Here is a 20,048-nt window from a genome sequence, read left to right as displayed (position 1 = left end):
CTAACACCTTTCGCGATTTTTTATTTGCAAGCATTAGTCTATAACCCTATATTTGCACCACTTTAAAGGAAACGGATAACGTTTTTAAACAAAGTAGATTCCGTAGCTCAGCTGGTAGAGCATTACACTTTTAATGTAGTGGTCCTGGGTTCGAATCCCAGCGGGATCACAAGAAACCTCACAGAAATGTGAGGTTTTTTTGTTTTATCCCCCTCTGGGATTCGAACAGAAGCGCCGACCTGGGTTCGATTTGTAAAAGGCTCAGGGTCTGGTTCGGGGTTTTGCGGGGCTGAGCCAATCCCAGCGGGATCACAGAAGATAGTATCAAAACTACGTAAAAGCTTGCAAATCAAATGATTGCAGTTTTTTTTTACTTTTAAGGGTTATGCCAAAATATGCATGTAATCGCATATAAAATGTGCGTCATTCGGAGCGTCGTTCTTTATAATATCAAACTCCCCTAATTTGTATTAATTCATTGATATTCAAATAGTTTAATAGATGAACATCTTAATTATAAGCTAAAATTCTATTTGGTATAATTGCTGCGAGCATCTTGGAAAGCGTTGATGTGACTAGCAATCCAAAACCAAAGCGGGGTAACCTGAATAAGCAATCCTTTACCTAGTTTTGTCAATTCATATTCGACTCTTGGAGGTACTTCAGGATAAATACTTCGGCTTATCAAGCCGTCCCGTTCCAGTTCGCGAAGACATTTGGTCAACATCCTTTGACTTATGCCATTGATATGGTGCTGTAATGCTGAAAAACGCATTCGTCCATCCACTCCTAAAGCATGAATGATAAATAAAGACCATTTATTGCCAACATGATTCAATATATCTTTTTTGAGATCATCCTGATCTTTATTTAATACCTTGCAAATGTCATCCCAGGCCTTGTTTATTTCATCATCGTTCATATAACTATTCATTTTTGTATACATTTTCAGCATATTATTTTTATAGGTGATCATATTTCTCAATGAATAGCAGCTTTAAATTCAAGATAATTATGCTACATAAGAAGTATATCAGAAAGGCCTAATATACCAATATTAGATTATATAAAAATTAAGCGACTTATTTCCAGAAGACTAACATGTAGGTAACTAACCCACATATAGGTGCCTCATTGTTAATGCCTTTCGAATGCTTTACCTTTACCCATATAAGTCATTTAGAATATATCTTAATGATATTATAATAACATTTTGAAATGGAAAATACATCAATTTTAGTGTTAGGCGCGGGCGAACTAGGAATGCCTGTTATACGCAATCTGGCAAAAAAGTCAAAACACTCAACCAATACAAAAATCACAGTACTACTTCGTCAGTCTACTATAAATTCAACGGATATTGAAAAAAAACGTAATATTGACGAGCTTAAGGTTCTGGGAGTAGAATTGCTGGCAGGAGATTTGACATCTGCTTCTTCCGAACTTATTCAGATTTTTAAGGAATTCGATGCTATTGTCTCTTGCACAGGTTATGGAAGTGGCGCCGGTGGGTTTCAGCTCAAACTTGCAAGAGCCGTACTTGACGCGGGTGTAAAACGATATTTCCCCTGGCAATTCGGGGTTGATTTTGAAATAATTGGTCGTGGTAGTGCCCAAGATCTTTTCGATGAGCAGCTGGATGTACGTGAACTTCTTCGATCACAAAATGCTACAAAATGGGTTATTATCTCAACGGGATTGTTTACAAGTTATTTGTTTCAACCCTTTTTTGGTGTTGTAGATTTCGATAAAAAAGTTGTAAATGCACTGGGGAGTTTAAATACTGCAGTAACCGTTACCACTCCGGATGATATAGGGATGTTAACTGCTGAAATCTTTTTTGAAGAGCCAGCAATCGAGAACAGTATTGTTTACATCGCTGGCGATACAATTACTTATAAACAATTGGGCGATGTTGTAGAGTCGTTGTCGGGGCAAAAGTTTGAACGTTCTGTTTCCGATTTAAAAGAGTTAGGAAATGATTTAAAAAATGACCCAACAAATTTTGTTTACAAATACAGGTCTATTTTTGGAGACGGGCGAGGTGTATCTTGGGATTTTAATACAACCTTTAATTCTCAGAGGGGAATTAAGACTACTTCTGCCAGAGAATGGGCGGAAAAGAATATAGACTGGAGTCTTAATAAAAACATATAAAAATAATTTCAACATTAAATTTACAGATGAAAATAACATTTTACGGACATGCTTCTTTAGGAATTGAAGTGGACGGAAAAAATATTATTGTGGATCCATTTATTACAGGAAATACTCTGGCAGATGCAATCGACATTTCTATCTTAATTTCTTTGGTCTGACCTGTATTTTCATTATCAACCTCCCTAAAGTATTTACTGATCATCTTTGCCCAAGTATTTTGCGCGGGAGTAATTAAGAAAGCTCCATCGTCTGTGGCTTCTAGCATTTGCATTTTTATGCATAAATCTAGTAAAGCCAATACCTGTCCGTCTCTGATTAAAATTTAACCATCAAATTGACGGTATTCTGCTAAGTCTGCTGTTAACTGGATGACCTTTTGATTTAAGGCATGGATTTCTAATTCCTGCGCTGCTACAACTGCATCTGTAGATTTATGTAAATTCCACTGGTCGTGTGAGATCAATACTTCGGTGATTTTTTTAAGCTGTCGGATTTCACGCTCATTTCGGATATGGTCTTTGTCATAAATATCTTTGAGCAGTAGTACTTTAAGTTGACGATCTATCAAATCCCATAAGTGCCTAAAAAAGTTTCTTCGTTGCTGTTGGGATGTTGTTCCAAATAGTAATTAAGATGCCGTTGGTAAAATTCTTCAATGCGCTCTTCTCTGATTGCAAAAATTCTTATAAACAAATGCCTTAAAAAATTTTTACGGCTCCAAGATATAGGGTTTCCAATGTCCAAGGTGTCAGTACTAAAATCAAAACGGTCACGGAGTTTAAAATAGATTGTGCTCATCTGTCAGAAGATTTGTTCAAAAATAAGGATTTATATTGATGGCCTATAAAACAGCTATATAGCTTTCAAAAGCCCGTATATATTGAGGATAAACACTAAGATCAGATAATATCTTCTATGCCCAGCATAAAAGAAACTGATTCTTTAAGCCAATAGAAAAAAATCTATATTTGGCTATTGCATTTTTAGCCAAAATATTTTTTAAAAAAAAGTGCATTATTCGGGAAATCAAACCATAATGTTATCAATAAAATTTCACTTTAAAAACTAGATAATGAAAAATATTTGTTTTGTTTTGATTTATGGTGGATCACTTAATCCTGAGATATGGCAAGATGTGATTCACGAAATGAAATGCCCAGCATTTGCTGCAGAAAGGATTCCAGTTGGTATCGATTTAAAAAAACTAACCATCTCTGAATGTGCTCGATATGTCTCTACTCAGATCGAACAGCTACCAGCAAAAAGAATAATCCTTACAGGGCATTCTATGGGAGGACTTTTGATTCCTCAAATCACGCAAATGCTCCCCGACAGGATCGTGCATCAGGTTTATATAGGAAGCCCAATACCTAAGAACGGAAAGAATTCGCTTTCTACTTTTAAGTTTTCTGACAGATTAAACTTTTATTTTGGTTTATTACTTGAGAAATTAAACATTAAAATTGATCCTAAGCATATGGAACAGTATGTCAAAAAAAAGATGTGTAATGACCTCGATACTGCGATGACTGCTAAAGTCATTTCTTGTATTCACCCGGAACCACCTATACTTCTGGAGAAAATCAATTTTAGCTCTACACCTAAAAGATCTGCTACGTATATAAGATTGTTAAAGGATCAGGGTACACTCAGCCCGGAAAAACAATCAGAAATTGCCTCTTATCTTAATGCAGAAGTAATTTCAATCGAATCGGGACATACAGTAATGTTGAGTCAGCCTAAAAGTTTAGCATTGGCCTTTGATGATATTGCATCAAAATACCTTGATTCTTAAATCTTCAGCTAATGCTTTAAATTGTATTATGATAGAAATCAGTTTATTCTTAGGTTGTAATATTCCTTTTAATTTTTCGACAATGAAATCGAAAAACTAATTGTTCCTGAGAGAAATTTTAAAAAGTAAATGTCGAATGCAGAGCCAAAAAGTAATAAGATTGTTTCAGATTGTTGCCAGAGCATGATGTATTTGAGATTTAATAAAACACTAGATTTGTGATAATGCTATAATTTATGTATATTTAAATATTGCATTTGCAACTATAAAGTATTAAAAAAAAAGGTGCGTTATTCGGGGAGTTCGAATTTCAAAGCCACTCTAAGATATTGCAAACGTTGATTTTTACACTAGGTGTAAATCACAGCGGGATCACAAGAAACCTCACAGAAATGTGAGGTTTTTTTGTTTTATTCCCCCCTGGGATTCGAACAGAAGCGCCGGCCTGGGTTCGATTTGTAAAAGGCTCAGGGCCGGGTTCGGGGTTTTGCGGGGCTGAGCCAATCCCAGCGGGATCACAGAGAATAGTATCAAAAATACGTAAAATCTTGTAAAGCAAATGATTACAAGCTTTTTTTTTCGTTTACCGGAAACACCAAAATAGGCAATAAATCGCATAAAAAATTGAGTGATTCGGTGAGTAGTTTTACAGAGTGGCATACTCACCGAAAACGATGTAAGTTATTGATTTACAGAAAGTTCATTCGTTTAACGACTTGATACGATTAGACTGCAAGGCTAAATTGTTAACTTTAAATCAGTCGATTATGAAAACTAATTTCAGTCTGCTCTTCTACCTGAAGAAACCAAAAAACTATCTTAAAGGTGCTGCTCCTGTTTACCTAAGGATTACCGTTGACGGAAAACCTGTGGAAATGTCCGCCAGCAGAAAATGTGAGCCGGAATTGTGGAACACCAAAGCGGGTCACATGATCGGCACAAAAGAATGCCAAAACCTTAAATTCCTATCTTGACAAAATGAAAGCGGGTGTTACTGCTGCCCATACTGCCTTATGCGTAGAAGATGCAGAGATATCCGCCGAAGGCGTTAAATGCAAGTATCTGGGCAAGGCAGAAAACACACACACCATTATGGAGGCCATTAAAATCCATAATACAAACATGGCCGCACTTGTAGAGAAGGAAGATTATGCGGAAGGAACTTTGAGGCGATTTAAGGTATTGAAAAGCATGTTAAAGAATATCTCTCATTCAAATATCAAGCAGGCGACCTCAACATCCGCCATATAGACCATGAGTTTATTGACGGTTTTGATTTCTACCTGCATACCGTAAGTGTCTTTCGTTCAATATTCTTCAGGTAGCTACTTCTGACTTTACCAATTTCTAAGCAACGAGGCATTTCAGGAATTAATGAATAGCAGGTTTTAAAATAAAATGCCTGGTCTTAAAGCATTCTATTGAAATTTTAGCTCGAAATCTCTCCAATAATTATAATATTTAGGCCGCAAGATGGCTGAAGATTTCTAACCAAAAAGCGTTCGATTTCAAATTTCTAAGTTTGCGAAATTAATATCAACTCCAGTTTAGGAGTTCTATTATATTCCCGTCCGGGTCTGAGATGTAAATAAACCTAAATACACCGATATTATCAAAATGATGTTCGCTTAGCTCTCCAATTTTCGATGCTCCATTCTTTAATGCTATTGCTAAAACCCCCGCAATATCCTCTACCTTAAATGCGATATGTCCAAATCCTTTTTGATTAGCTAAGTGTCTTTCAGCATTAATCATTTCTGAATACTGATAGATTTCTAATGTCGGTCCATTATCCCCATAGCCAGGTAGCCGTAATTGTACCCCTTGTAAATTCGCGTTAAAGACGCCGGTGCCTTTTTCAAGCCACTCCCCTTGATAGTTTCGTATAGGTGGAACCGCTATGCAATTAAACACGATTTCATAGAAACGTGCAAGTTCCTTCCAATCCTTTGTTATAATGTTGGTATGCGCATACTTTATGTTCATGATGTAAATTTTGACTTGATTGTACGTAAAGGTATTAAAGGTAAGATTTTTTGCAATTTGTCCTTCTCTGGCGTGATAAAATTTTTTGTTCTTTAAGCCATTTAAAAGTATTGTTTTGCCTTCAAATTTCCTGCAATAAACCAACAAGAAATATCAAGTTTATTGCCTGTTGTGTTCTCCTGAAATTGCCATTTACAATAAACTATTCTATATTACCATTAAAAGATGCTAAATGTAGATTATATTTTTTCCTAATTATAATATTCGTTTTATAAGACTGACCACTAAGCGGGAAACTGTTCTCTGAGGGGATATTTCAAATGACGATACTCGAAACTTAATTCTTTAATATCTTTAATCATGGATGAGAAATTAATATCAAGTTTCTTTTTCTCTAAACGATTTTTCACTAGCACGATAGCACTTAATGTCTCGGGGACGTTGGGAATTTTGCGACCTGTTTTCCAGCAACAGGTCTTTAATACAATCTACCTTTTCGTGCAGTGTACTAATAGCCTGCGGTAGTTCTTCAAATGTGTACTTCATAAGCGGTATCTTTTGTTTTGACACCGCAATATTAGTGGCTTGTTTTGTAGGGTTAAAACACGTTAAACCGTATCCTTACTGTTTCCCTACTAATATTTACTGTTTTTTTTGTTTCGGACTGTTGGAACCAGAAAAGGAACTTTGTCTTTCATCCTTACCTCTAAAATCGGTGATTTGCAAACCTTGGTATCTGAAGATATTATCGCACTGAGCCAACCCTCGGAATATTCGTTTACTTTATCTCCATTGCTATATAGGAAGTTTTTTAGAATCCATTTTTCAAGTTCCGCTTTATTGCATCCCACAATCAGGTTAGCTTCATAGAGCTGCTTAAAAGCATCGGCAAGCTTATTACTGTTTCCGTTGAAGATCATCTGGTTTGCAGGTTGTTCTTCCGCTTTTATTAGGGCTCCAAGCTGGTTGAAATGTTCCTCTGAAAAATAAGTCCTTATGAGTTGCAAAAAGTCATCTATATACTGACGATTGAATTTTGGCCGACCCGCATCGGGATTATATGGGATTTTTGGTGGTAACTTCGCCGTAGCATCTTCAACTTGTTCTGGTTGATTTTCCTGTTTAACCATCCATTCTTCGAACGTTTCACGGGGATTTAGAATTTCATCTACTTCGCTGACCAGTTCACTTAAGAATTTGTCCCTAATCTTTAATGTATCGTGTAGACTTTCCACAAACTCATCGCCTATATAAATATCCTTGTAGTCTGATTGCAGGTTGTTAACGATAAACAAATAATCTAGTTGGATTGAAAATATGAAGTTGCTGGGATATTTGGCTTTAAGCTCACCGTAATATTGGTGGAAATTTGTCCATATGAGTTTAAACCTTTCCTTTAATTTTTTGAGCTGTTCATATTCTCTTTTTAAGCTGGTGTCGGTAAGGGACAGCAAATCAATTAACGCCATGTCTTTTAATACCCTGATTTCACTCTTATATGTGAAAGAATCATAGTAATGTGTTTCGTGCGCAAGGCTATAAGCTGGCTTATTTCCATCTTCTTTTATGGGGCTTTTTAATTCGACTTTCGTAATGGTAAGAAGATTAAATGTCTGTATTTTGGTTAAAAACTGAATTAAGCCGTTCATATTTTAGAGATGTTTGTTCAAATACTAAATTAGGTAAATTTTATTTTATGGATTTGTAGGCTAGTTGGTTACATCTGAAGTATGGAAAAAGTAATTGTAATAACTGGCTATATAAATTACCAATAGTGATCAATCAGGAGTGGTACTGTTAGCCTGTCAGAACATCTGCCTAAAATAATACAAGAAAATAAGGCCTGCATGAAGAAGTGCAGGCCTAAAACCAACGGGACGTTGGCATAATTTTCCTATGAAGCTCCAATATTCGCCAATATGCCCTACACAAACAAATGAAGTCACAAATTCAGTAACTCTTCCTGATACTATAACCTCGCACGAAACTTTATTTGGTAGCGACATACCCTGCTATAAACATGGCACTCACCCAATTATGGGCATGTTATTTTACCAGTCATCAAACAACAGGAATTTTTATTCTGCCAGGTGCGACATCCGGCTTTATCGCCAAAATTAAATTTTACAAAATCGAATAAAAACAGTCCAAAAGACTTAAATGAAATTGATTTTTCCGCCAGAATGTCCCCATCCCCATCTTTGCGCCAAGTTTGAAAGCTTAAGCTATCCCGCTTGTCGCTGTTTCAAAAAGACTGTCGTTCAACAATGTTTCATCGCATGGGATAGCTGATCCCGGACTGTTAGTTAGTCAAGGAGTTAGTAATGATTAGTGGCTATTTGCGGTGCTGGTGGATGCTGCACCGCTTTGCTTTCTCTTTTGTAAAAGAAATCTCGGATGGGATTAAACAAAGGTAATTTTCTGACATAGAAATTATTTTGTTTTTTTTGTTGGCCGGACAGCCCTGCTGTACCGGCCAAGTTGTTCCAGGTGAGATTCCAGAACAAAGGTCTCGCTACGATCAGTCTTTCTGAAACAACCTGTTAATTTCCTCCCACGGATCCTCTCTAGTCGGTTGGCTACTGAGCTTACCCCTATGGTAATCATCGTCATGATCTACCCGCAGGGAATCAAGCGCATAGGAAACAGTCTGCGCGGCATCAATCTCATACTCATGATCCATCCGGTCAAAGTAATCGCCATCAAGCCCAATGTCTGCTACAAACTGTACATATTTTTCCCAGGCCTCCTCTTCAACCCTTTCTATAGCGTATTTTTCACTGCGATAATTATAATTATCTATTATGGTTTCATAACTGAAGTCCATATCGGTCAGCATTCCTTCAAATATCAAGTGGAGCGCACACTGTAGGTCATAGCGGTTGTCTTCGTCTTCAAAGTATTCATCGAAGTCATGCCCGTAATGTCGGAAAAGTTCCACAAAGTACTTAAGGTCGTCTTCATCTTTGGCATACCTGATCATCAGTCCAAGAAGCCGGTTCCATCTGGCATTAATCTCTGCCATTAACAGTTCCATAGAATCCGTATAGATATTCATCATCACCATCGAGACTTTCCAGGCATCAATATTTTCAGGATGAGCAAGGATGTCATCTAAGAGAAACACTACCTCTCGCTGCCGGTTCAAGACCTGTCTTCCAAAACTGTTCATACTGAGGTAGAGAAACTCCAATGAAACACAGACCCTACTGTCAACAGATCTAAGTGTAGGAGCTATGATGAGCAGATCCGGAAAAACATCATCAGCAAGCCTATCTCCAATCACTACTTTGGGGCCTTTAACAGAACCGAAATATTTTGATAGCTGCTCAATGTAGCTGACCGAGCGCAATATGCGCAGTTTTTCGTCATTATCCCCATCCAGATGCACCAGTAAAAAATCTATGATGGAAGGGTTGAGAAAGGAATAACTGTTAGTTCCGGTTTTTGCATCCTGAAAGGCCCGGATGAAGCCATCCAACAGCTTTTTGATTGCATCTTTGAATGCCCTGGGCTTACGTTTGATGTTATTGGTTTTGATCTCAAACGCATACCTGCTTTCAAAAGCGTTCTCGAGCACCTGTTCTTCGATGCGTATCCCGCCAAGTGTAAACAGGGCCATGATCAGAAAACGCTCTTCATCTCCGAGCTGTCTGTCATACTCATATGCCCAGATCAGTTCTGGGTTTTCCAGGTTCTCAAAGATAAAATCTTCTACACTTTGTCCCGGTACAGATGGGTAATGGTTTTCATCTGTAAGGAACTGTATGATCCTCGGATAGTAATTGGTGTGTTCCAGTATCCTCCTGTAGGTTTCTTTCCTGAAAAACTCATCCCTGAATTCCTCACCCAGATCCCCAAAATAAAGGTGGTTGTATAGTATCCTCGCCTTATCAACCAATGAATAATCCTTCAGCCTGAGCTCATACTTGGATTTTCCGGTTATCCTGCTGTTATGAAGTTTTTCAAAGCGGTAATTCGCCTCATTCAGTATCGTTGTACGGGTAGTCATGATCAACAGCTTATTTTTAGAGTGCTGGATCTTGGAAACAAAATTGATGATCTTGTTCTCCGGGTTCTGCAGGGTGTTGATGTCGTAAAGGTTTGCACCCAGAAAATCATCCATCAGAAAAATCTGCTTTTTGTTTGGCTCCTGCGACAACATGCCCTCGATTTCCGCAATCCTCCCATCACAGTACACCAGCTCATAACCCGCTGCCAGACGTTCATAAACAAGCATATAAGCCAGTGTGGTCTTTCCTACGCCAGGTTCGCCCGATATCACCAGAAAACTGTTTTCTTCCAGCTTATGCTGTGCATCGCTGAAGTTGCTGCTCATCACAAAGAGCTTAGAAAGCTTCAGGATCTCACCTGTAAAAAACTCTGCATTGAGATAAGCATTGTGGTGGAGCATTTTTTTGAGCACACTACTACTGGTCAGCCAAAGTTTAAAGTGGCGCTGTAAGACCTCATCTGACCGGGACAGCATCGACTCGATCCTCCGCCTGCCGTAAATATCATTTGTTGCGCGGATATATGGCAACATCGCTGCCTTGATTTTCTTTCCCTGATCCGGGGACAAGGGAAGCGAAGTGGCCAGAATATATTTTCGTGGGATTGGATTCATCTTCGCGACACTGTCGTCCCGTTCTTTTTCAAGTTTTGCGATCAGATGCGAAAAACTTGAGCGTTCGTAATGTTTTACCTGTACCACGATCTGATTTTCTACCTCACCGGAATAACAGAGGTCAATCCCACCATCCTTTCCTTCCTTGAATATCTGTAGATCGACTTTTAAGGCGATGTCCAGTATGTCCTTGCACAAATCTTCAAATTCCTTATCATTGAGTACACCGAGGTTATATTTCATTTTAGAGGGTTAATATGGCTAATATAATACTTTGGTAACAGATCTGAAATGGTGGCTATTGAACTGCATGATATTAAGCAAATTAAGTGAGCACCTGAAACGCACCAAACCAGTTCTTCCCTTGTAAACTTTCTGTTATCAATTCGATCCGATTTCAAAATCAATAAAATTATGCACAGCTTTGTATAGTCATTCCGTACCACCCTGCGGAATACCTAAAGAACATTCCATGGCCGCCCATCGCGCATTAACTGATCCGGAACTTTCCGACTTGCTAAAGACGGAAGACCGTGCTGCACATATATTATTTTGGGTGAAGTCCCTTTCGGGCCTGACTCAAAGAAATATAAAAACCACCAATTCTGACAATCCAGTACAATTGGACAGACTTATAAACCGATCAGATAACAATAAATAAAACCGGTACACTCAGTCACTGGTGAGAGCAAGGACAGCCAAAATCATAGAAAGACGATCCCTACAAAAAAACAGCCTAATACTGTCCCCGCTCTTCACCTTCCTGGTCGATGCTTTCAATGAGGAGGATAGATATCGCACCACTGTCATCATTGGCCTCAGGCAGGTCATCAGGGTTACCTTTCCCTGTTCCCGCCATAAAACCAGCTCCGAGAAAAGATGACTGCTGGTTCGGAGAAGAGAACATCTGCGAGAACTGCCCATGAATACTCTGCCGGTCAAATGCTCCCCTGTAGTTACTTCTTTTGGTTTGCGCTTTGGTTATCTCCAATAAGTCCCAGATCATCTTACTCCACTCATCGGTAGTTGTCAATGGATCTTCATCAAAGGTCCGCCCCGATTTCAGTTTCAAAAATTCAACAATTTCGATGGCGAAGTTATTATTGACTACCAAAAGCCTGTTGGGTGTTGCTGTACCCATCGGAAAAACTGCCGGAGAGGTGAGTCTTGAAATGGGCCTATCGTCAATGAGCAGATATTGGGCTCCATCCGTGATGCTCTTGGGACTGATTTTACGCGACACCCCGTTCAGATGACCAGCACGTTTATAGGTAAAGTCCGGCCATTTTTCATAGAGTTCCAGCTGGTGTATATCCGCGGAAGCCACCCTTGCCTTCTGATCAGCACTTAGCTTTGCCTGTAACAATATCGAGTTGAATGTCTTTTTCCCAGCCATATCCTCGTGGATATAGACGAGCAACAGATCGCCCAGCTCTGGATTTTTACCTAACCCAATATCAACTATTGGTTTTTGATGGGTGAACACGCCGGTAACACCAAACTTATTATTTGGAAAATAGTTTCTCAGGATATGATAAAAACCTTTGGTGAAATCAATGATCAGCGAAGCCACAAAATCAGGTTCCTGGGGCTTTTCAGAATACCAATAAACATTATCAAGTGAGTCTTTTATCGCTCTATCAATATCAACGATAAGAGAAGGCTGCGCACGGATTATATCTTTGATCTGCATATTTAGTTTTGTTTAGATTTTAAAGATTCTTTGTAGAGGAAATACGGGTCATTCTTGAACTCATCCCAGTCTAACTGGATCTTTGTTCTAAGCCCCTGAAATATTTCCAGTTCCTTCTCATCAAAGGCTATCTGTATGGGATGATTGGGATTTTTAACACCATTATCCAATATCCGCTCCACGACCATACAGTATTCCAGTAGTTTTGCACAGGTGGTAAACTGGCCGGCACATACGACATCCATGATACGATGCTCATCCAGGTCTTTTTGGTCCGTCCAAAGTGTTGTCCCCATTGTCCTGGCCTTTTCAGCTATCAGGTTTAGCGCTTCACAATTCGAAGTAAGCACCTCAATACAGTCCCTGGCCCATACGTTCTCATCTGTTTGTTGACCAAAACCGTAAGTTTTATAAAACTTGGTCTCCAGTACAGCCTTCCTGTTGACCGTATTCTTTTCGCTCAGCTCATAGATGACGTTGAATACCCTCCTATTTTGCCAGACGTCCGCCCCGTAGAATTCTCCATAGAAGGCGTCAAAGATCAGTCGTCTGGTCTGCTTTAAGTTGATGTCCATAACCAGGCTCAGCATGCTGTTCAGCCTGGTTTGCCCCATTTGTTCCAGTTTACCGATCGGGGCATTCCTGATATAGCTAACCAGCTTACCTATGGCCTCATCTGTAAAATTCTGCAGCCCCTGTATCTGCCCTTTGAGCATGGGAACCAGGCTTTCATTACCCAAACGGAAAAACTCGGGCAGAAAATTTTTGAGCGGCTTGTTAAACAGGAACATCTTTAGAAGTATCAATATAATAGTCAGGCTGCCAGTAACCGATCCTGCGCCTATGGCACAATTACGGACTGTGACATGGTTAGAACAGAAATACGTAATAACTATAGCCAGGGTCAGGAGCAAACCCAGCCATGCCCAGCCTGTTATCCCCCGGATCTTTTTGGGCAGGAAACTTTTCAATGGGCGTTCCAATAGCCCATTTACGCTCGATTGACGGATATCTCCCTGATCGGATTGCTTAGGGGCCTTGTAGGCATCCATGAAGTAACTGGCAACATCCGAAATGAAGATTAGATCAAAACCATCTGATGGTTTTTTCTGCCTCCTACGCCTGTCAGCCAGTAACGTACTATAAAGCCCCTGGTTGTCATTGATCCCACCGTCCATCAGACCGATATCCACAGCATCCTGGCGGGGCTGGTTATTGTAATCGGTTACTGTAAGTGCCTTCCTAAGTTCAGCAGTGGTCAGCTCCCCCTGGTCCCCAATCCCCTTATAGGCAAAATCATCCGGAAACATGATCGGCTCAAAGCCTGCCGGGAAACAGGATGAGGCCGCCAGGATATCGGCGAGCTTGATTTTCCCTGCGGTCTCCATCGCCTTTTCGTCAAAGGCATCGAAATAGACGTATTTATTGCCGATCTTTGCCTTGTCGGCAGCGACATTGCTCGCCTGAAACCGGAAGCTTATCCCCCTGTGAAATTCGGTGGCATTGAAGCAGACCTCCAACCGCCGGCCACCAGCAACTTCCGGATCGCGATATATTCCAAACGTCTTCCGCTTAAACAGTTTTTCATCATAAATAGAAGCAAAGGCATTGATGAGGTTTTTTGATCCATCGTTCTTCCATTCCCCCGGATCATTGATCCTGCCCAATACCCCCTCCAGCAGCACCTGCCCATTGAGGAACTCAAGCAGCTCCTTATAGGTCTGCTCAAAGGGAAGTTTCAGCTGAACCTGCATAGAGTAAAGGATCGCCGCAAAAGAACCGCCCGAAGCGGAAGCAATAAACTCCACATTGTCAAGAACCGTTGCCTCATGTTTTTCACTATTGGGATATGGCAGATGATGTAGATAGCTCATCGTACCCAGACTGTAGGCAGCAGCACGGAACCCTCCCCCGGAAAGGGCCAATGCAATCTTTTTGAAAGGTGTTTCCAGCATAGCCGGTTGTAACTGGTCAGCGACCGGTTGTTTCCCGGTAATTTCTCCCGAGGTGCCCGGATTTGTACTGAATAGGTTTTCTATTTCCATAACGGTCTGTATTGGCTAAATGTCAAGGGTGTATTGTTTATAGAGCGGACCCGAACCATCATTCTTTTCGGCTGTCTGATAACGGCTATCTCCCAAAGGATCAAGCACCTTTGATGGCGGACTTGCAATCTCTTCCTCATTCATGATAAAAAAACATCCCGCGGTCCTTCTGGTCAGCTCTTCCAAGAGGTGTTTGTTGGGCATGGTAGATTTCCAGCCCTCGGATATCCGCCTGCGGTCAAGAGTTGCAAAAGCCACCAGATTGTTTTCCGGCATCATTTGAATCCCTTTTTCCAATGCAGTCCCGTTGTAGCTAAGGTGGTGCCCAACCTTATAGAAAACAGTACGATTCAACAGGTCTTCTACCAAATGCTTTTTACCATCACTCCCCTTTTTCTCCCATGCCTTGATCGCATGCCAGCTCTCCCAGCTGCCATACTCGGCATCTCCCGGCAGCAGCAGCACTTTCCTGCTCTGTTCTGCCTCAACGGCAATAGCCAGGCTTGTATTGTTGATGTGGCTGTTCAGGCGGATAGCCAAAAGACCTGCCCCCATCAACCATTCATCATCGATGTTCCGCCAGTTGTTATCCGGCGAACGGTAAATCTCCTCAATATTCTGGTAAACTGGATCCTGGGTTTTTAACACGAACTCACGGTTAAAAGGAATGTCCGCTTTTTTTGATTCTCCGACATGGTCGGTGAATGCTTTGGCCAGGTAACTACTGAAGCCCATATCCATTGCCTTCCTGTACACGTCCCTTCCCTCCTTGCCATCCATGTAAACATATTTCCGGTCAACCGGCGGGCCAAGAATGTGAAAATTGATACCGGGAAGTTCGGGAATCTTTACCGTGGTACCAGGCATAAGATAAGATATCCTGGCATTTTTTTCCTTTGCAAGTTTTTTAACTGCTGCCATTCCGGCCAGCGCCTTGACTTCGGTTTCATTACCAGTAGCAGTTGTCTCATCCAGGTTGATTTCACTCAGCGACTTCAGTCCGCCGACAAAGGCATCCCGTCCCGCCTGCAGTACTGCAGAGAAGGGCGAGGACTCTATGATTGCCCCGAAGGCTTCTTGCCTATCCTGGATCATTTTCAGGGCAGTGTTCAAAGCGCTCTTCATTTCCTTTTTCTTCTTTCTTAGTTCTGCCGCCTGTCCTGTAGGATCGTCCGGATCTTCGGTCCAGGCAAACCAGACATTATTGATGGTAATCTGCTGAAAGAGTTCATTGCATTTCTGGAATCCGTTTACATGGTCCTGATGTTCATGGGTAACGATGAGCAGATCGATATGGCTACGTACATGTGCAGCCAGATCCTCGATATATGGCGCAAAATCGATCTTGTTTCCACGGCAGCTGCCGCAGTCGATCATTATGGTAAAAGGAGAGCTATCTTCCTTAAAAAAACGGAGCACGAAACAGTCCCCGGTCCCCATACAGTACATCCTGATCTCAACGGTTCCCGGAGTACCCTGCTCCGATACCTGTTTGTTTACTTTTGGTTTAATAGTTTTCATTGGGATAGGTTTAATGCTGGTGAAGAAATGCAAAAGGTTCGAGGTTCATCTGCCCGGGACTGCTGAAATAGGATTCAAACTCATTGGCAAAATTCTGCTGGTAAAAATTAACCAGACGCTTTAATCTGGTCATATTGATAGATGGATTTCCCTCGGCTCCGGTCTCAAGTAGTGGTTTACTCACCGCATACCTCAGCTTTAAGTGATCAAGGTCAAAGATCAGCGTACAGCCGCCAGAGAGTTCAACAAATCCTTCGGGTATCTCGTGATGCGTGTAGGGTTCATTTTTTTTGGGAACGGGAAACTCGTAAAAGACCGGGGTATCGCCGTCAAGTTTGACGGTTGAGTGCATAGCAATCGAGAAAACAACCTGATTAACCTGCCTGTTGCCGGGACCTACACGCGAGACAAGCCGGAGATTCTGGATCTGAAAGCTTGGGCCAGTGGAACGCCTGCTTTTTCTGATCCCCAGATCGGCATAATGGCCAACAAAGGCCAATCCGGTGATCTGGCTAAATGCATTGGAATTATTGAATTTTACACCTATCCTGGCATGCAGGCCCATGATCACTTCGCCTTCCTTAACATATTTTCCTGCGATATAATCCCTTGTCTTTTCATATATCTCTTTCCTGTCGGTAATATACTTGATCACATCCCCATAGCCGCGCAGGAATTTGTAGATGATGCCCAGTAGCCTTTGGGTTTCAGGATCAATCACGGCACTCAATCTGGTACTTGCTATCTGTTCATCCTTGTCAATATAGCCAATATCCAGGTCCGTGTAACGCAGCGAGTCTTCACTCAGCGTCCGGATCCCTTCGGGATAGATCCCCCGCTTCCTGAAGGCATCAATAAAGGCAAGCCGGTAATTGCGGTCATCCTCCTGGACCAGGTCACTGTCGGCTGTAATGATGGCCCGCAGAAAATCCCCGAAGGTAATATCCATCGGCGGACAGTAGTCTAATGCGCGGATACACATATTCAGGGTGTGACCAGCCGATTTGGAGGCTTCCTGCGCCAGTCTTTCAACCAGGTCGGGATGGAGTTCCCCTTCCGGCAAAATCCCTGAGCCATTGGAGGCAATCCGGAGCAGGTCTGCTATCCTTGATTTATAGATATTCAAAAAGGCTTCAAATACGGCCGCGACCAGGATGCTGCCCCTTTTATGCGGTTCGAACTGTGTCCGATAATCCTGCGGGTCAGGCTGGGTGGGCTCCCACTTCTTCGTTAAGGGATTGAAATGCCCTATCGCATCCCTGAGGCTGCCATAGTTACCGATAGCCGAACCAAATTCCTGTGCCAGTTGCCCCAAAAGATTCTGTGAGGCAAGATCGCCCCTGGTCTTCCTGATCTGGTGCTTGAGCACCTCGGGAAAGGTAAAATGCTGGAAGAGTGCCACGATATCGGCAAAGGCTTCATGAAATGCCAGCACATCCGGATTGGTGGGCTTATTATAGCTGGAATGCATACCATCGAGGATCGCGTGGGTAGTCTCATGGGCTATAATGTCATGGCTTAGCGCCGTAAAGACCAAAGAGTCCGGCATGTGCAGTGTTTCATCCGCCGGTGTCGAGGAAAAATAACCGAACAGCAGCGCTTTCTTCATGGGGCTATAATAAGCGTTCGCATCCCGTAAAGCGTGGGGCATGACCCTGAGTTTTGCAACGTATTTTTCATATACCTTGTCCTCCACTCGCTGTGGGGCCCAGAGCACCTTCCGGCCAAGTGCCTTCTCAAAGTTGGCGATCGTGGTCATCACTACGGCATATACCATCTGCTGGTGGAACATCGGATTGGCCTCACTCGGGGGAAGTCCGTCCTGGGCAAGCAGGTATGGATTATCCAGGTCTACCGGCTGATAGGTGCTCCCTGTACTAGGATCGATATCCAGTATTTCAAGATATTCCCCGCAAGGGCCCGGACCAAGCTCCTCCCAGGGAACTTTGTAAGTAATTTCGTTGATCTCTGCGGTGTCGATTTTCAGTGACAGCGATGGGTCGAAAGCGTAACCGCGCAATTTGCGGTAAAGTGGTGGTTTGAGCATGAGGTGGAGGTTAACTGTAGATGGTTCATATTTAATTCGCATTTACTGAAATGCCTAAATAAATTTAATGAATATTTATGCTTCCTGCAATCCCTATTTTTTCCTGTTCTCCACAAGTACAATTCACATTCCCTGCCTATTTTCCATTTTTGAGCCGGATAAATCCGTAAAGATCAATAACCAGCTTTTCAAGTTCCGGAGATTCGGAAACCTCATCCATCCCATAACTTCCGGACACGAGTTTCCGGTATACAAAATCGGCTAGTTTTTTCTTGTATCGCCCTGTCAGGGTACCGCCATACTCCGCTTCGAGTTTCAGGTGACGGGATACCCCTTTCAACTGCTCAGAAAGATAAGCGCCGAGCTTTTGATCGCTGGACTGGAGTGGAGTGATGGCCTTGATCTCGTCGACTGGAAATTTCAGTTCTTCAGTCAAGAAATCCCTGATAATCTTTTCAGGCAGCAGATTTTCTATCTCCGGCACCCCGGTTTCCCGGAACATAAAGTTTCCCCGCTCAATCGCCCGGTAAGCTTCGTGTTTATCTTCCTTACCATCGGTATCGGCCAAAAAGAAGATATTGGTATTGATTAAAAAGGCATCTATCTTCTCTTTTATGCCTTCATCGCCAACCGATTTGGCATCAAAGTCGTAATGCAGATGGTTAACACCTGCATACTCCATAAAGGTATAATTCAGGCCTTCAACCGGTCTATAACCCGATCCAAGTGACCGTAGATAAACATGGAGCAAAGCTTTAAGGTAAAGCCTGTCAGTGACCCCCTCTACCCACACACTGCAGTTACTGATCAGCACTGAGGCATTCAGTACCCCGAGCATTTCCAGGGTGCTGTACTCGTTTCCGGTGAAAGAAAGAATATTGGATGCGCTTTTATCGACCCTGTTAAATACCATGATCTCGGTTTCTTTCAACGCCAAAAGCGCTTCGGACAAAATGTGGTTGGAGTGGGTATTGATGAAAATGGTATGTTTTTTTGTCTTGATAAACTCATTTTCGGACAATGCACGCATGAATATGGTCTGGAAGCCGGGATGCAGGTGATTTTCAGGTTCATCTATAAAGATCCAGCTATTGTCCTTTCCGGTAAAGACGGGAAAAAGGAGGTTGATGATGGCCTGTATCCCATCGCCCAGGTTGTGGATGTCACGGTCTTCCATTTCTCCGGGTATACTAACTTTAATATGCTTTGCATCGCTACCCCGTTCCCGGTAAGCGGTAATATGGAGATCATCAGACTGAAAAAATACATTACCTAAGAATCGTTCAAATTCCCTAAACTCCCGCTTCTGCTGCTGGGTACCGTTGGTGACAAAACCAATCTTTTCATATAGGCTCAATCCCGTTTCCAGCGATAGTTTTTCCGCTTTCCCCGTAAAATGCTGAATGCGTAAAGTTTTTTCAAAAACGTCCTCTGTCATACCTTCCAACATTCTCGAAGTCCTTAATACCGGTATATAAATATTTCCATCAGATGCATCTACAAATTCCAGCGCCTTTATTCTCCTGATATATTGTTCAATGGAATTGATCACCTCGAGTTTCTGCTCATAATCCACCACCAGCCCATAGTCACCGTCGCGGATCAAATAGGTGACCTGTTCAATGCCTGATGCTGAATAACTACCAGGTCTGGAGACCATTCCATCGTCCCCGTTTATCCTTCCATAAATATTCTGGAGCAAAAGCACCAAGGTATAATAGGGTGTACAAACAGCTCTTAGAGTTTTGATATCGTTCTCCGACTTACATGTCATTAACGAGTCGTTGATCCGTTCAATTCCTTCCTGCAAATCAGCAAAGCTGATGCTGGTATCCGATCCACTGCGATCGTTAAGGAATTTTGCCAGAATCCGGTTGGTATCACTGTTACCGGCCAACACCTGTAGCTGAAGAAGGGAATAACCGCTTTCCCTGTACTTCTGATCCAATTGATCAAAAATTGTCTTACTGACTAAAAATGCTTCATTGAAACCAGCATCTGACTCAAAAACAACTTTATAATCCTGATTGATCAATGACCTTAAAAACCGGCTCTTGCGGGAATTATTCGGGCCGATAGTAATATTAAGCTCCTTAACATCATTTAGAAAGAAAATCGGCTCCCCATTGACCAAAAATTCATTATCGTTATTATCTAACCTTAGATATTTCATA

Annotated in this window: 16 protein-coding genes and 1 tRNA gene; 5 read left to right on the top strand and 12 right to left on the bottom strand. The window is 41.8% G+C overall.

Annotated elements, in window-relative coordinates:
• The first annotated feature begins 96 nt into the window (after positions 1–96).
• A tRNA-Lys gene (locus IM793_RS16950) sits at positions 97–169 on the top strand.
• A 360-nt stretch (positions 170–529) separates the two neighbouring features.
• Here IM793_RS16950 and IM793_RS16945 read toward each other — a convergent pair.
• Positions 530–976: a helix-turn-helix domain-containing protein gene (locus IM793_RS16945; protein WP_227256293.1), complete on the bottom strand. Its 447-nt coding sequence runs from the start codon at positions 974–976 to the stop codon at positions 530–532.
• Between the two features lie 242 nt (positions 977–1,218).
• Here IM793_RS16945 and IM793_RS16940 point away from each other — a divergent pair, with 242 nt between their 5' ends.
• The gene (locus IM793_RS16940; RefSeq protein WP_193423370.1) at positions 1,219–2,157 is read left to right on the top strand and encodes an aromatic alcohol reductase; all 939 of its coding nucleotides are present in this window, start codon (positions 1,219–1,221) and stop codon (positions 2,155–2,157) included.
• Between the two features lie 40 nt (positions 2,158–2,197).
• Here the strand turns inward: IM793_RS16940 and IM793_RS24995 are convergent, their stop codons facing one another.
• From IM793_RS24995 to IM793_RS16925, 3 genes are read right to left on the bottom strand one after another with little or no spacing between them, the layout of a single operon-like run.
• Complete coding sequence (locus IM793_RS24995) at positions 2,198–2,425, bottom strand: hypothetical protein (RefSeq protein WP_255512108.1); 228 nt, start codon at positions 2,423–2,425, stop codon at positions 2,198–2,200.
• A gap of 57 nt (positions 2,426–2,482) precedes the next feature.
• Positions 2,483–2,728: a hypothetical protein gene (locus IM793_RS16930; RefSeq protein WP_193423368.1), complete on the bottom strand. Its 246-nt coding sequence runs from the start codon at positions 2,726–2,728 to the stop codon at positions 2,483–2,485.
• Positions 2,725–2,958: a hypothetical protein gene (locus tag IM793_RS16925; RefSeq protein ID WP_193423366.1), complete on the bottom strand. Its 234-nt coding sequence runs from the start codon at positions 2,956–2,958 to the stop codon at positions 2,725–2,727. Before IM793_RS16925 ends, IM793_RS16930 begins: the two co-directional genes overlap by 4 nt.
• A 274-nt stretch (positions 2,959–3,232) precedes the next feature.
• Between IM793_RS16925 and IM793_RS16920 the strand changes: the two genes are divergently transcribed.
• The 3 genes from IM793_RS16920 to IM793_RS16910 all read left to right on the top strand — a co-directional run bounded on the left by IM793_RS16920 (position 3,233) and on the right by IM793_RS16910 (position 5,206).
• Positions 3,233–3,955 carry a hypothetical protein gene (locus IM793_RS16920; RefSeq protein WP_193423364.1) on the top strand — a complete coding sequence of 241 codons (723 nt, stop codon included), beginning with the start codon at positions 3,233–3,235 and terminating at the stop codon, positions 3,953–3,955.
• A gap of 767 nt (positions 3,956–4,722) precedes the next feature.
• Positions 4,723–4,929: an Arm DNA-binding domain-containing protein gene (locus tag IM793_RS16915; RefSeq protein ID WP_193423362.1), complete on the top strand. Its 207-nt coding sequence runs from the start codon at positions 4,723–4,725 to the stop codon at positions 4,927–4,929.
• Between the two features lie 4 nt (positions 4,930–4,933).
• On the top strand, positions 4,934–5,206 hold the full coding sequence (locus tag IM793_RS16910; protein WP_193423360.1) for a hypothetical protein: 273 nt from the start codon (positions 4,934–4,936) through the stop codon (positions 5,204–5,206).
• A 285-nt stretch (positions 5,207–5,491) separates the two neighbouring features.
• On the opposite strand, the gene IM793_RS16905 is transcribed toward IM793_RS16910, so the two are convergent.
• The 8 genes from IM793_RS16905 to IM793_RS16870 form a co-directional block, all read right to left on the bottom strand.
• Positions 5,492–5,941, bottom strand: a complete 450-nt coding sequence (locus IM793_RS16905; protein ID WP_227256292.1) for a VOC family protein — start codon at positions 5,939–5,941, stop codon at positions 5,492–5,494.
• 635 nt (positions 5,942–6,576) lie between these two features.
• A complete protein-coding gene (locus tag IM793_RS16900) occupies positions 6,577–7,590 on the bottom strand; it encodes a hypothetical protein (RefSeq protein WP_193423358.1) in 1,014 nt (337 codons plus the stop codon).
• An 872-nt stretch (positions 7,591–8,462) separates the two neighbouring features.
• Complete coding sequence (locus IM793_RS16895; RefSeq protein ID WP_193423356.1) at positions 8,463–10,811, bottom strand: restriction endonuclease; 2,349 nt, start codon at positions 10,809–10,811, stop codon at positions 8,463–8,465.
• 493 nt (positions 10,812–11,304) lie between these two features.
• On the bottom strand, positions 11,305–12,261 hold the full coding sequence (locus IM793_RS16890) for a hypothetical protein (protein WP_193423354.1): 957 nt from the start codon (positions 12,259–12,261) through the stop codon (positions 11,305–11,307).
• Between the two features lie 2 nt (positions 12,262–12,263).
• On the bottom strand, positions 12,264–14,306 hold the full coding sequence (locus IM793_RS16885; RefSeq protein ID WP_193423352.1) for a patatin-like phospholipase family protein: 2,043 nt from the start codon (positions 14,304–14,306) through the stop codon (positions 12,264–12,266).
• Between the two features lie 15 nt (positions 14,307–14,321).
• Positions 14,322–15,827: a hypothetical protein gene (locus IM793_RS16880; RefSeq protein ID WP_193423350.1), complete on the bottom strand. Its 1,506-nt coding sequence runs from the start codon at positions 15,825–15,827 to the stop codon at positions 14,322–14,324.
• Positions 15,828–15,837: 10 nt separating this feature from the next.
• Positions 15,838–17,874 (bottom strand): hypothetical protein, encoded by a 2,037-nt coding sequence (locus IM793_RS16875; RefSeq protein WP_193423348.1) that lies wholly within the window; start codon positions 17,872–17,874, stop codon positions 15,838–15,840.
• A 136-nt stretch (positions 17,875–18,010) separates the two neighbouring features.
• Positions 18,011–20,047, bottom strand: coding sequence for an AAA family ATPase (locus IM793_RS16870; RefSeq protein ID WP_193423346.1), 2,037 nt, complete (start codon positions 20,045–20,047; stop codon positions 18,011–18,013).
• Position 20,048: the final 1 nt, after the last annotated feature.

Origin of the sequence: Pedobacter sp. MR2016-19, from assembly GCF_014947265.1 — a bacterium.
Classification (GTDB): Bacteria; Bacteroidota; Bacteroidia; order Sphingobacteriales; family Sphingobacteriaceae; genus Pedobacter.
The sequence above is the reverse complement of the archived record's forward strand: the minus strand, read 5'-3'. Positions and strand labels throughout refer to the sequence as shown.

What these genes read in the sequence shown, in the direction of transcription:
- IM793_RS16945 (WP_227256293.1), bottom strand. Translation starts at nt 976, where the DNA reads ATGATCACCTATAAAAATAATATGCTGAAAATGTATACAAAAATGAAT.
- IM793_RS16940 (WP_193423370.1), top strand. Translation starts at nt 1,219, where the DNA reads ATGGAAAATACATCAATTTTAGTGTTAGGCGCGGGCGAACTAGGAATG.
- IM793_RS24995 (WP_255512108.1), bottom strand. Translation starts at nt 2,425, where the DNA reads ATGCTAGAAGCCACAGACGATGGAGCTTTCTTAATTACTCCCGCGCAA.
- IM793_RS16925 (WP_193423366.1), bottom strand. Translation starts at nt 2,958, where the DNA reads ATGAGCACAATCTATTTTAAACTCCGTGACCGTTTTGATTTTAGTACT.
- IM793_RS16920 (WP_193423364.1), top strand. Translation starts at nt 3,233, where the DNA reads ATGAAAAATATTTGTTTTGTTTTGATTTATGGTGGATCACTTAATCCT.
- IM793_RS16915 (WP_193423362.1), top strand. Translation starts at nt 4,723, where the DNA reads ATGAAAACTAATTTCAGTCTGCTCTTCTACCTGAAGAAACCAAAAAAC.
- IM793_RS16910 (WP_193423360.1), top strand. Translation starts at nt 4,934, where the DNA reads ATGAAAGCGGGTGTTACTGCTGCCCATACTGCCTTATGCGTAGAAGAT.
- IM793_RS16905 (WP_227256292.1), bottom strand. Translation starts at nt 5,941, where the DNA reads ATGAACATAAAGTATGCGCATACCAACATTATAACAAAGGATTGGAAG.
- IM793_RS16900 (WP_193423358.1), bottom strand. Translation starts at nt 7,590, where the DNA reads ATGAACGGCTTAATTCAGTTTTTAACCAAAATACAGACATTTAATCTT.
- IM793_RS16895 (WP_193423356.1), bottom strand. Translation starts at nt 10,811, where the DNA reads ATGAAATATAACCTCGGTGTACTCAATGATAAGGAATTTGAAGATTTG.
- IM793_RS16890 (WP_193423354.1), bottom strand. Translation starts at nt 12,261, where the DNA reads ATGCAGATCAAAGATATAATCCGTGCGCAGCCTTCTCTTATCGTTGAT.
- IM793_RS16885 (WP_193423352.1), bottom strand. Translation starts at nt 14,306, where the DNA reads ATGGAAATAGAAAACCTATTCAGTACAAATCCGGGCACCTCGGGAGAA.
- IM793_RS16880 (WP_193423350.1), bottom strand. Translation starts at nt 15,827, where the DNA reads ATGAAAACTATTAAACCAAAAGTAAACAAACAGGTATCGGAGCAGGGT.
- IM793_RS16875 (WP_193423348.1), bottom strand. Translation starts at nt 17,874, where the DNA reads ATGCTCAAACCACCACTTTACCGCAAATTGCGCGGTTACGCTTTCGAC.
- IM793_RS16870 (WP_193423346.1), bottom strand. Translation starts at nt 20,047, where the DNA reads ATGAAATATCTAAGGTTAGATAATAACGATAATGAATTTTTGGTCAAT.